Source organism: Pseudomonas granadensis, from assembly GCF_900105485.1.
GTDB classification, from domain to species: domain Bacteria; phylum Pseudomonadota; class Gammaproteobacteria; order Pseudomonadales; family Pseudomonadaceae; genus Aquipseudomonas; species Aquipseudomonas granadensis.
In genome coordinates this window covers 2,550,857-2,563,136 of record NZ_LT629778.1, presented here as the reverse complement: position 1 = coordinate 2,563,136, position 12,280 = coordinate 2,550,857, and the positions used below count along the sequence as shown (strand labels likewise).

Genomic DNA, 12,280 nt, shown 5'->3' with positions numbered 1-12,280 from the left:
GTAGGAGTGAGCCTGCTCGCGATAGCGCCCTGAAGGGCGCCAGATCAATTCGGATCCGTCTGCGGCAACAGCTGCACCCCCAGATATAGCGCCAACATCCCGTCCAGCCTGAGCGGATCGACCCCGCTCAGCTCGGCAATCCGCTCCATCCGGTAACGCAGGCTGTTGCGATGAATGCCCAAGGCCTCGGCACAGGCCTGACTCTGGCCGTCGTGTTCGCACCAGATGCGCAGCGTTGCCAGCAACTGACCGTTGTTGTCCTTGGCGATCACCTTGCGCAGCGGTTTGAGCAGTTCGTCCAGCGCGTCATCGTTACGATGGCGCCAGAGCATCACCGGCAAACGATAACGGTTGAGCGTCAGCACGCGCGAATGCGGCAAGACCTCGCGCCCGTAGGCGAGCAAATCGCCGACCCGCCGATAACAACGGCGCAGCCCGGCCAGCCCGTCGGCCTGCCCGCCTACGGCAATGCGCAGGATCTTCCAGCCGAGGCCATCGAGTTTTTCCAGCAAGCGCTCGTGCTCGATGTGCTGACTCGCCGGGCGACACCACAGCAGCGATGACTGCGCCGAGCTTACGCACCAGCTGTCCGGGTAACGCGACATCAGCCAGGCACTCAACGCCTCAACGGTTTGCCCCGGACCGTGCTCAGCACCCAGTTCGAACAGATGAGGCACCCGCGTCAGTTGCGGCTTGAGCCCCAGTTGCTGCGCCTCGTCGACCAGCCGCGGCGAATCACCCGCTTCGCTCAGCAACAGCGCCAGCAGATCATCACAACGCTGGCGTCGCCATTGCTGCTCGGCCTGCTGGTTGCGCTGGCCAACCAGCATTTCTGCGGTCATGCGCACCAGTTCGGCATAGGTGCGCAGTTGTTCGGGGTCGCCGGTGATGCCAAGTACGCCGATCAAACGCTGATCGAGCAGCAGTGGCAGGTTGATGCCCGGTTGCACGCCCTTGAGATGCACCGCTGTCTGCGTATCGATTTCGACCACGCGGCCATTGGCCAACACCAATTGCGCCCCCTCGTGGCGAGTGTTGATGCGCTCTGGTTCGCCGCTGCCGAGGATCAGCCCCTGGCTGTCCATGACGTTGACGTTGTAAGGCAAAATGGCCATCGCCCGGTCGACGATGTCCTGGGCGAGGTCGTGGTCAAGTTCGAACATGACAGCGGCAATCCTTGATTCGGCGCGTGCAATTGTTCACCCGCACAGGGTCTGCCGGCAAACCCTGTGCTCAGGCACAAAGACAATCCGGCCAAAGGTGGCCGAGACTCTCGGGGCGATCAACGTTAACCTTTGCATCGCAAAAAATCATAATAAAGAGAGAGCCGCTATGTCGCAGAGCGCCGCAGCTACCCAGACCATCGACGCCGACGGTAAAAACGCCGTCTACAAACGCATCACCCTGCGTTTGATCCCCTTCATCTTTATCTGCTACCTGTTCAACTACCTCGACCGGGTCAACGTTGGATTCGCCAAACTGCAGATGCTCGACGCGCTGAAGTTCAGCGAAACCGTATACGGCCTCGGTGCCGGAATCTTCTTCATCGGCTACGTGCTGTGCGGCGTGCCGAGTAACCTGGCCCTGACCAGATTCGGTCCACGGCGCTGGATCGCGCTGATGATGATCACCTGGGGCACGCTGTCGACCTGCCTGCTGTTCGTCACCACGCCGACGGAGTTCTACACTCTGCGGCTGTTCACCGGCGCGGCCGAGGCCGGGTTCTTTCCCGGTGTGGTGCTGTACCTCTCGCAATGGTTCCCGACGTTCCGCCGCGGCCGGATCATGGCGCTGTTCATGTCGGCGATTCCGGTATCGGGTCTGCTCGGCAGCCCGTTTTCCGGCTGGATTCTCAATCACTTCGCCGCCGGCCAGGGCGGTCTCGCCGGCTGGCAGTGGATGTTCCTGCTGCAAGGCATTCCGACGGTCATCCTCGGCGCCCTCGCCTGGTTCCTGCTCAGCGACAGCTTCGCCAACGCCAAATGGCTGACCCCGCACGAGCGCGCGGTGCTTGAGGCAGATCAGGCCGAAGACCTGGCGAACAAACCAAAATCCACCTCCGACTCGCTGCTGGCCGTGTTCAAGAACCCGGCGATCTGGGCGTTCGGCCTGATCTACTTCTGCATCCAGAGCGGCGTTTACGCGATCAACTTCTGGCTGCCGTCGATCATCAAGAATCTGGGTTTCAGCGATAACCTGGTGATCGGCTGGTTGAGCGCGATTCCCTATCTGCTGGCGGCGGTGTTCATGCTGGTTGTCGGTCGCTCGGCCGACCTGCGCAAGGAACGCCGCTGGCATCTGGTGGTGCCGATGCTGATGGGCGCGATTGGTTTGCTGATCGCCGTGAACTTCGCGGCGAATCCGGCAATTGCGATTCTCGGTTTGACCATCGCCACCATGGGTGCGCTGACCGGGTTGCCGATGTTCTGGCCCGTACCGACCGCGATGTTGAGCGCCGGCGCAGCGGCGGGTGGTCTGGCGTTGATCAACTCGATGGGACAGATGGCCGGGTTCTTGAGCCCGTATCTGGTGGGTTGGGTCAAGGACAGCACGGGCTCGACGGATGCGGCGCTGTATCTGCTCGCGGCGGTGATTGTCGGCGGGAGCTTGTTGGCGTTGCGGATGACGCGGACGTTGCGGGCTTAGCCTTGAGACGTTTTCCATAGACGGCCCTGTTTTGGGCCGTTTTTATTTCGGTTCGGCTCAGGATTGGTTGGAATTTGAGATCGGCGACCCCTCACCCCAGCCCTCTCCCGAGGGAGAGGGAGCCGATCTCTATGCTTTTCAAAATGTGCGTTCGACTCGGTATTGCGTGTGGCGTATCTCTCCAAGTCACCTCGATCAGTCCCCTCTCCCTCTGGGAGAGGGCTAGGCGGGCGGCGTTCCGATGAGGGGCTCTTGATCTTATAAATTCACTTTGCGACGACTGGCGCATCTGGTATTTGATTAACCCCCTCCCATCGCCAAAAAGGATTTCGCCATGAGCTACCGCACACTCGGCCACTCCGGGCTGCAGGTCTCCACCTTGACGCTCGGCACAATGATGTTCGGCGAACAGACCAGCGCCGAAGATTCGCTGCGCATCATCGACAAGGCCTGGGACCAAGGCGTCAACTTCATCGACACCGCCGACGTCTACACCAACGGCCGTTCCGAAGAGATCGTGGGTGAGGCGATCGTCCGGCATCGGCACGAATGGGTGCTGGCCACCAAGGTCGGCTTCGGCCCGGTCGACGGCGTGCCAAACCGCAGCGGTTTAAGCCGCAAACACATCTTCAACGGTCTCGAAGCCAGCCTCACTCGGCTCGGCACTGACTACGTCGACATCTATTACCTGCACCGCGAAGACCACAACACGCCGCTTGACGTGAGCGTTTCGGCGATTGGCGATCTGATTCGCCAAGGCAAGATCCGCTATTGGGGGCTGTCGAACTATCGCGGTTGGCGGATCGCCGAGGTGATTCGTGTTGCAGACAAGCTCGGCGTTGACCGCCCGGTGGTCAGCCAGCCGCTGTACAACATCGTCAACCGTCAGGCCGAGATCGAGCAGATCACCGCTGCGCAAACCTATGGCCTCGGCGTGGTGCCTTACAGTCCGCTGGCCCGTGGCGTGCTCAGCGGCAAGTACGCGCCGGATGTGCAACCGGACGTCAACAGCCGCGCCGGGCGCCAGGACAAGCGCATTCTGGAAACCGAGTGGCGCGTCGAGTCGTTGCGCATTGCCCAGCAGATTCAGCAGTACACCGAGCAGCGTGGGGTCGGCATGGTCGAGTTTGCGATTGCCTGGGTGCTGAACAACAGCGCCGTGACCTCGGCCATTGTCGGGCCGCGGACCGAGGCGCAGTGGGATGCCTATACCCAGGCGCAGGCGGTGAAAATCAGCGCCGAGGATGAGGCGTTCATCGATTCACTGGTCACACCGGGGCATGCTTCGACACCGGGTTTCAACGATGTCAGCCATTTCGTCTCTGGGCGCAAACCACATCAGGCATAACAGGTCTTCCCTAATGTAGAACAGCCGATACAATCGGCTGTTTTTCATTGAATTCAGCGTGATCAAACGGAAACTGGATTGATCGGCGCAAAATTGCTAGGGATAACTGCATGTTCGATCGCTCCGTCGAGGCCCCCGCGAAGCCTGCTCTGCTGGAAAACCCCGGCGACCATCACGATCCGCATTCACAGCTTCACGCCGAAAAGACGGCAACGACCATCGGGCGCAAACCCTCGATTGAGTACCGCGCCGATATCGACGGCCTGCGCGCCATCGCCGTGCTGCTGGTGTTGATCTTCCACGGCGGCCTGGCGTTGTTTCCGTCGGGATACATCGGCGTCGACATCTTCTTTGTGATTTCCGGGTACCTGACCACCTCGATCATCATGACCTCGCTGGACAAGGGCTCTTTCAGCTTCAGCGGCTTTTACACGCGGCGGATCTGGCGCCTGCAACCGGCGATAATCGCCCTGCTGATCGCAACGTTGCTGATCACCACGCTGTTGTATCTGCCCAGCGACTACGTCGACTTTCTCAAAAGTGAAAAATACACCTCGCTGCTGATTTCAAATCAGTACTTTTCCAAAGTGACCAGCGGCTACGCGACGCCGGATGCGGCAAGTCTGCCGTTGCTGCACACCTGGTCTTTGGCCATCGAATGGCAATGGTATCTGGCCTTGCCACTGGGCCTCTGGCTGCTCAACCGTTACGTAGCAAAAAGAGTTTTCAAAGCCACGGTGCTGGGTCTGACCCTCGCGGCAATGGCACTGGCGTTGTACCTGTCGTACGCCTATCCCGATCGAAACTATTACTTCTTCACCGCACGCATCTTTGAATTGATGATCGGTTCCTGCGCAGTCATTTTCAGCAGCGAGACGTTCCGGCTCAAGCGCCTGAACGCTTCGCTGATCTGTGCGCTGGCGTTGGCGACGCTGTTCTACTGCGCGACGCGCGAAGATATCTTGTCGGGTTTTCCCGGCTACCACGCCATCGCCGTGTGCCTGGCCACGGCCGTGCTGCTGTTTCGCGGCATCGGAGATGCCAGCGTGACCTCGAAATTACTGGCGTTCCGGCCGCTGGTGTTTATCGGCACGCTCTCCTATTCACTGTACGTGTGGCACTGGCCGATTCTCGCCGTGACGAGCTACCTGGGCATCGCCCTCACCCCGCTGGTGCAGCTGGTGTACTTCGGCGCGACCTTCGTCATCGGCTATCTGTCCTTCGTGCTGATCGAAAACCGTTTCCGCAAGGCGCGCGCTGGCTTTGGCAAAACCCTGATCGGGCTGATGATCGTGCCGGCGATTGCCTTGTCGCTGTTGCACTCGGCCGGTGACCGGAACGAGGGCTGGCCGAACCGCTTCAATCAGGGCTCGAACAATCTGTTCAACGGTTTGAAAGCGTCGGTGCCGGCCAATCGGGAAGCCTGTCTGGGCGTGAGCGACGGCACCGATCCTGGCTGCATCATGGGCGCCGCACAGGCCAGGCCTCAGGTTCTGTTGATGGGTGATTCCTACTCGAACCATTATTGGGGTTTCATTGAAACACTGGCCAAGGACGCGGGTCTGGCTGTGCTCGCACAGGGATATCCGGCCTGCCTGGCCTTGCCGAACATCTACCTTTACAACTGGTACAAAGCGAAAAACGCGCTGTATCAGAAATGCCACAACGCTGCGCAACGCTACTACGAAATGATCGCCAACGATCATTTCCGCTACGTGATCATCGGGCAGTTCTGGGAGGCCTATCTCACCGATGCCATCGTCACCCGCCTGGAGGATCCGCGCAGTGTCGAACTGTCGCAACAACGCCTCGGCGTCGCGCTCCGCCAAGCCCTGGACATCATCGTCAAGTCCGGCGCAACACCCGTGTTCCTGATGAATACCTTGCCGATGCCAACGGGGATCAACGAGTGTTTGTTGAAACAGGTGAAGTTGCGCGGCTTGCTCGGCAGCGCCGAACAGAGCAATCAGTGCGCCTCGGTGCCTTGGTCAAATGACGAAGATCCGACATTGGCCCGGTTGTTCAGCGAACTGCAGGGCGAGTACCCGAGCCTGATCGTCATCGACCCGAAAAGCCTGCAATGCAAGGATGGCGCTTGCGCGACCACGGTCGATGGCTTGCCGGTTTATCGTGATCTGGGTCACATGACCGATTACGCCTCTTACCGGTTTGGTGAAATGTACCTCAAGCGCTTTGGCAATCCGTTGAAGGGTGCTCAGTGATTTCAAGCGCTTCGCGAGCGGGCTCGCTCCCACAGGGAAACCAGTAGCTATGCTGATGGCGCGGCGATCCGGTTGATGGCTGTGAAGAATATTGAGCAACCGATCAATATTCAGCACAAAAACCACGTATCCTTCGCGCCCCGTTCAACCCTCAACCTGCGAGGACAGCTTGGCTAAAGGTATCGCTCTATCGGTTTCGGCCTCCGTGCTGTTTGCCGTCATGTATTACTACACTTCGTTGCTCACACCGTTGAGCGGTGTGGAGATCTTTGGCTGGCGGATGCTGCTGACCGTGCCGTGCATGACCGTGTTCATGCTGGTTTCCGGGGAATGGCGGCGGGTTATCGAGCTGGTGCGGCTGATGGCAGCCAGGCCGAAATTGATCGGCGGCTTGATCATCTCGGCCGCGTTGCTCGGCGTGCAGCTGTGGCTGTTCATGTGGGCGCCGCTGAACGACTACAGCCTCGATGTCTCGCTGGGTTATTTCCTGCTGCCGCTCGCGATGGTGCTGACCGGGCGGATTGCCTACGGCGAGAGCCTGTCGTATCTGCAAAAGATCGCGGTGTTTTTTGCCAGCCTCGGCGTGCTGAACGAGCTGTATCAGGTGGGCGGTTTTTCCTGGGCAACCCTGGTGGTCGTGGTCGGCTATCCGTTGTACTTCGTACTGCGCAAATACCTTCAGACCGACAACCTCGGTGGCTTGTGGGTCGACATGACCTTGATGCTCCCGGTCGCCTGGTGGTTCGTGCAGGGCGGCGAGCAAGGCTTGGGCGTGTTTGACCAATACCCCGGGTTGCTCTGGCTGATTCCGCTGCTCGGCCTGATCAGTGCCTCAGCGTTGGTGGTGTACATCATCGCCAGCCGCTTGCTGCCGTTCAGTCTGTTTGGGTTGTTGAGTTATGTTGAGCCGGTGCTGCTGCTCGGCGTGGCGCTGTTGCTCGGTGAAAGCATCAAGTCCGGGGAATGGCTGACCTATATCCCGATCTGGGTGGCGGTGGTGGTGCTGGTTTTCGAAGGCTTCAAGCACCTCATGCGACAAAGCCGCCCATAAGCCAAACACAAAAAAATGTGGGAGCCAGCCTGCTGGCGATTGCGATCTGTCAGTCAACTTTTATGCTGAATCTGAAGTCGCTATCGCCAGCAGGTTGGCTCCCACAATTCATCGGTGCAGCGGTTTACTCGGTCGTCAGCACACCACGACGCACCTGGTCGCGCTCGATCGACTCGAACAGTGCCTTGAAGTTGCCCTCACCGAAACCATCGTCGCCTTTGCGCTGAATGAACTCGAAGAACACCGGGCCCATCAGGGTTTCCGAGAAGATCTGCAGCAGCAGACGCTTGTCGCCCTGCTCCGATGCGCCATCGAGGAGGATACCGCGCGATTGCAGTTGGTCGACCGGCTCGCCGTGGTTCGGCAGACGCCCTTCGAGCATTTCGTAGTAGGTGTCCGGCGGTGCCGTCATGAAGCGCATGCCGATCTTCTTCAACTGGTCCCAGGTCTTGATCAGATCGTCCGTGAGGAACGCGACGTGCTGGATGCCCTCACCGTTGAACTGCATCAGGAACTCTTCGATCTGCCCGGCGCCCTTGGACGATTCTTCGTTCAACGGGATGCGGATCATGCCGTCCGGTGCGGTCATCGCTTTGGAGGTCAGGCCGGTGTATTCGCCCTTGATGTCGAAGTAGCGAATTTCACGGAAGTTGAACAGCTTCTCGTAGAAGCTTGCCCAATAGGCCATACGACCGCGATAAACGTTATGGGTCAGGTGATCGATGATCTTCAGGCCGGCACCGACGGGGTTGCGGTCTACGCCGTCGATGAACACGAAGTCGATGTCATAGATCGAACTGCCTTCGCCGAAACGGTCGATCAGGTACAGCGGCGCACCGCCAATGCCTTTGATCGCCGGCAGGTTCAGCTCCATCGGACCGGTTTCGATGTGAATCGGCTGTGCGCCGAGTTCCAGTGCGCGGCTGTAGGCCTTTTGCGAATCCTTGACGCGGAATGCCATGCCGCAAACGGACGGACCATGTTCGGCGGCGAAGTACGAGGCGACGCTGTTCGGTTCGTTGTTGAGGATCAGGTTGATCGCGCCCTGACGGTACAGGTGCACGTTCTTGGAACGGTGGGTGGCGACTTTGGTGAAGCCCATGATCTCGAAGATCGGCTCCAGCGTGCCAGGAGTCGGCGATGCGAACTCGATGAACTCAAAGCCCATCAGGCCCATTGGGTTTTCGTATAAATCTGCCATGGTGACGCCTCATCATTTCTAATCAATCAACCGGGGGTTTATTGGCGAGTCATGCTGAGAGCGCTGGGCGGCGCGCAGGAAATGCCACGCACACTGCGGGCGAGGAAGTCACCGTAGATCAGTTGAAACCCGAATATCTTCATTGTCGACCCAAGGCTCTTGCGGGCGAGGCTTCTGCTGCCAGAAGACGATTATTATTGTATGCGTAACCCGATTCTACACAGCGTAAACCGGCTTGTCTGCTGCCCCTATGAAATCCGCTTTTTTGCATCTGTCGCAAGGGGTTTGTTGCACAGGTAGATGCCGCCGAGGATCAGCGCACCGCCCACGTACATGGTCGGCGTCAGGTGTTCGCCCAGCAGCAGCGCGCCGAAGATCACCGCCGTCAGCGGGTTGAGCGCGATGAACACGCCACTGCGCGTCGCGCCGATCTTGCGGATGCCGTGGTAATAACCGATGTATGCCAGCGCTGAACCGAGCACACCAAGGTAGGCAAGGCTCAGCCATTGCGGCGCGCCCAGATCATTCAGTGCCGTCCAGCTCAGTTCGCCGCGCGCTGCCGCCAACAGGCATAACATCAGCGTCCCGATCAGGACTGAGTACGTCACCGTCTGCACCGGTCCCAACGACTGGTTCAGTTCACGGGAAAACAATGAATAAACACCCCAGCCCAGCACGCACCCCAAGATCAATAAATCGCCCATCCATGCGTCGGGCGTCGCCGCCAGTAATTGCGGATTACGGCTGACGATCACCAATGCGGCGCCGACGATGCAGATCACGATACCTGCGGTTTTCATTGAGCCCAGGCGCTCCTTGAACAACCACCACGAAGCAAGACCGATTACCGCCGGGTTCAGCGCGACGATCAACGAAGCGCGCGACGCGTTGATGTATTGCAGGCCATAGAAGAAGCACAGGTTGTAAAAGAAAATCCCGAAGAACCCCAACAGTGCCAAGCGCAACCACTGGCGGGCAGTCGGGCGGACAAGCGCAATTCGCGTCAGCCATAAAAAGCCCAGCAAGGCCAGGCTGGCCAGCAAAAAGCGCAGGCTGGCCGCGAACACCGGATTCAGACTGCTGCCCAGAAACCGGCCGGCGACGAATGTGCCGCCCCAGATCATCGTTACCCCGGCGAGGGTCAGATAAACCGGAACGTCGGATGATGTTTTTCCAGGGTTGTGCATGTAGTCGAGGCTCGAAAGGTTGCAGATGCTTTATGATCGACCTCATTCGCGTTCATCGTAAAATGAGCAAATACTCATGACCCTTACGCAACTGGAAATCTTCTCGCTGGTCGCCGAACTGCGCGGTTTTACCTTGGCCGCCCATCGCTTGGGGATTTCCCAGTCGGCGGTGTCCCACGCGATGAAATCACTGGAACAGGAACTTGGCGTGGAACTGCTGCGCCGGCATCAGTCGCAAGTAGAGCTCAGTACCATCGGTGAACAATTGCTGCTGCGCGCCCGTGCGATGCTCGGTCTGGCCAATACATTGCGTCAGGAAGCCGCCGATGCGCGAGGGATGAAAAGCGGCACCTTGCGCATCGGCTCGTTCGGGCCGACCTCGTCGATCAAGCTGCTACCGGCCATTCTGCGGCGCTATCGAGAAGCCCATCCGGGCATCGAAGTGCACGTTGATGAAGGACCGGATCGTCAAGTGATTCAATGGCTGGAGGAGCGACGCATCGACATCGGCTTCGTGGTATTGCCAGAGGAGCGCTTCGACACATTCACTTTGATCGAAGACCAGATGGTCGCCCTGCTGCCGCCCGATCACCCGTTGGCAAGGCACCCGGCGTTAAGCCTGAAAGATTTGTGCGAGGCGCCATTCGTGCTCACCGAGGCCGGCTCTTCGGAACTGGTGTCGCGACTGTTCATGGCCGCACGCCTGCAACCGAATATCCGCTACCGCTGTGCGCAACTGCTCAGTACGCTCGATCTGGTCAGCCGTGGCGACGCCATCACCATCGTCGCCGAAGGCTCATTGCCACAAACGCAAGACAGCGCTTTCGTGAAGAAGCCATTGTTGCCTGCGGTCAAGCGTCAGGTCGGACTCGCCGTTCTTGATCGCCGCCAGGCATCACCCGCCACGCTGGCGTTTATCGAAATGGCGACGCGGATCCATCATCGCTGAGCAGCGCGAGCGTGTCGTTCGATCTATTCTCGCTTCTGGCTGACTGTTTTTGTACAGCGCGCCGAGCTTCGCCCACTCCATCGCGACAGGATGCGCCCATGCCGTTGACCGTCAGACCCCGCCGCAAACGCAGCACGCGCATCATCGTCACGCTGCTGAGCGGGCTGCTGCCGCTAGTACTCGGCTGCCTGATTCTGCACTCGCAGGCGCAGCGCACGCTGGAACAGAGTTCGCAGGAAACCGCCGATCAGGCCATGCGCCAGTTTGAACTGATGCTCGACAACACCGCCCAGGCGGCACATGAGTTGCTGCCCCTGGCCGGCCAGACTTGCGAAAGCGTCAAGCTTGCCCTGCGTGAACAAGTGACCCGCCGCCCGTTCGTGCGCTCGACCAATCTGGTCTGGGACGACAACCTCTATTGCAGCTCGCTGTTTGGCGACTACCAGGAAGTCGTGAATGCTGGCGACTACAACCAGGGCAAATTATGGCTGATGAACGGCAACCCGGTGACACCGGACACCGCGCTGCTGGTGTATCGACTCAGCGAAGGCCGCGGCGGCGCGTTGACCACGCTGGACGGTTATCACCTGAGCAACATCCTTCGGCTGATCGGACGACAGACGCTGCTGGTTCTACAGGTGGGTGATAACTGGCTGGCGGCTGAGGGCAAAGTCCACGCCGGCGCCCTCCCCGCACTTCCCGTTGCGCCGACGACGCTGGTTTCATCGCGCTACGGGTTTAGCGTCAGCGCCGGTTTCGCCAAAGGTGAGACCTGGCGCTACATGGCTGCTGAGTACCCGCCGTTGTTCAGCCTGCTGATCTTCTTCGGCGCGGTCTCGGGCGCGATCGGCCATGTTGTGCAGAAGCGCTCGACATCACCAAGTCACGAGATGCTTCGCGCGCTGGAGGCGGGTGAGTTCGTCCCCTACTTCCAGCCTGTGGTGCATGGCGACAGCAAGGCCTGGTCGGGGGCCGAGGTGCTGATGCGCTGGGCTCATCCCAAGGAGGGTCTGGTGCGACCGGACCTGTTCATTCCGTTCGCCGAACATTCGGGACTGATCGTGCCAATGACCCGCGCACTGATGCAGCAAACCGCTGCGCTGCTGGGACCGCTGTCATCGACCTTCACTGCACCTTTTCACATTGGCATCAATATCACCGCCAGCCATTGCCGGGACCTGGAGCTGGTGGAGGACTGTCGGCTGTTTCTCGGCGCATTCTCGCCCGGCAGCATCAGCCTGGTGCTTGAATTGACCGAGCGCGAACTTATCGAACCCACCGAGATCAGTCGTCGACTGTTTGAGCACCTGCATTCAATGGGCGTGAAGATCGCCATCGATGACTTCGGCACCGGGCACTCCAGCCTTGCCTACTTGCGCAAATTCAACGTGGACTTTTTGAAAATCGATCAGAGCTTCGTTGCCATGATCGGCATCGACGCGCTATCCCGGCACATACTCGACACGATTATCGAGCTGTCGGCCAAGCTGGATTTGGGTATTGTTGCTGAAGGTGTCGAAACCCAGGCACAGGCCGACTATCTGGCCGCGCATCATGTCGATTTCCTCCAGGGATATCTGTTTGCCAAACCGATGCCCGCTGCGGATTTCATCGACGCATTAACTCATCGTTAACTAAGCTGTTTCAAGACGAGCGTACCGATAAGGCGCACCAAA

Annotated in this window: 9 protein-coding genes; 6 read left to right on the top strand and 3 right to left on the bottom strand. The window is 59.3% G+C overall.

Annotation, left to right across the window (positions count from 1 at the left end; genetic code table 11):
• Positions 1–44: 44 nt before the first annotated feature.
• Positions 45–1,163 carry a sugar diacid recognition domain-containing protein gene (locus BLU52_RS11455; protein ID WP_090283283.1) on the bottom strand — a complete coding sequence of 373 codons (1,119 nt, stop codon included), beginning with the start codon at positions 1,161–1,163 and terminating at the stop codon, positions 45–47.
• Positions 1,164–1,332: 169 nt separating this feature from the next.
• On the opposite strand from BLU52_RS11455, the gene BLU52_RS11450 reads away from it, so the two are divergent.
• The 4 genes from BLU52_RS11450 (at position 1,333) to rarD (ending at position 7,267) form a co-directional block, all read left to right on the top strand.
• Positions 1,333–2,646 (top strand): MFS transporter, encoded by a 1,314-nt coding sequence (locus tag BLU52_RS11450; protein WP_090283282.1) that lies wholly within the window; start codon positions 1,333–1,335, stop codon positions 2,644–2,646.
• Between the two features lie 334 nt (positions 2,647–2,980).
• Complete coding sequence (locus BLU52_RS11445; RefSeq protein WP_090283281.1) at positions 2,981–3,994, top strand: aldo/keto reductase; 1,014 nt, start codon at positions 2,981–2,983, stop codon at positions 3,992–3,994.
• Between the two features lie 110 nt (positions 3,995–4,104).
• Positions 4,105–6,216, top strand: coding sequence for an acyltransferase family protein (locus tag BLU52_RS11440; protein ID WP_090283280.1), 2,112 nt, complete (start codon positions 4,105–4,107; stop codon positions 6,214–6,216).
• A gap of 169 nt (positions 6,217–6,385) precedes the next feature.
• The gene (gene rarD / locus BLU52_RS11435; RefSeq protein WP_090283279.1) at positions 6,386–7,267 is read left to right on the top strand and encodes an EamA family transporter RarD; all 882 of its coding nucleotides are present in this window, start codon (positions 6,386–6,388) and stop codon (positions 7,265–7,267) included.
• A 124-nt stretch (positions 7,268–7,391) separates the two neighbouring features.
• On the opposite strand, the gene hppD is transcribed toward rarD, so the two are convergent.
• Positions 7,392–8,468 carry a 4-hydroxyphenylpyruvate dioxygenase gene (gene hppD, locus BLU52_RS11430; protein WP_090283278.1) on the bottom strand — a complete coding sequence of 359 codons (1,077 nt, stop codon included), beginning with the start codon at positions 8,466–8,468 and terminating at the stop codon, positions 7,392–7,394.
• Between the two features lie 248 nt (positions 8,469–8,716).
• Positions 8,717–9,655, bottom strand: coding sequence for a DMT family transporter (locus BLU52_RS11425; RefSeq protein ID WP_090283277.1), 939 nt, complete (start codon positions 9,653–9,655; stop codon positions 8,717–8,719).
• A gap of 76 nt (positions 9,656–9,731) precedes the next feature.
• Here BLU52_RS11425 and BLU52_RS11420 point away from each other — a divergent pair, with 76 nt between their 5' ends.
• Together BLU52_RS11420 and BLU52_RS11415 are read left to right on the top strand one after the other, a co-directional pair.
• Positions 9,732–10,604, top strand: a complete 873-nt coding sequence (locus BLU52_RS11420) for a LysR family transcriptional regulator (protein WP_090283276.1) — start codon at positions 9,732–9,734, stop codon at positions 10,602–10,604.
• Between the two features lie 98 nt (positions 10,605–10,702).
• Positions 10,703–12,238 carry an EAL domain-containing protein gene (locus BLU52_RS11415; protein ID WP_090283275.1) on the top strand — a complete coding sequence of 512 codons (1,536 nt, stop codon included), beginning with the start codon at positions 10,703–10,705 and terminating at the stop codon, positions 12,236–12,238.
• The last annotated feature ends 42 nt before the right edge of the window (positions 12,239–12,280 follow it).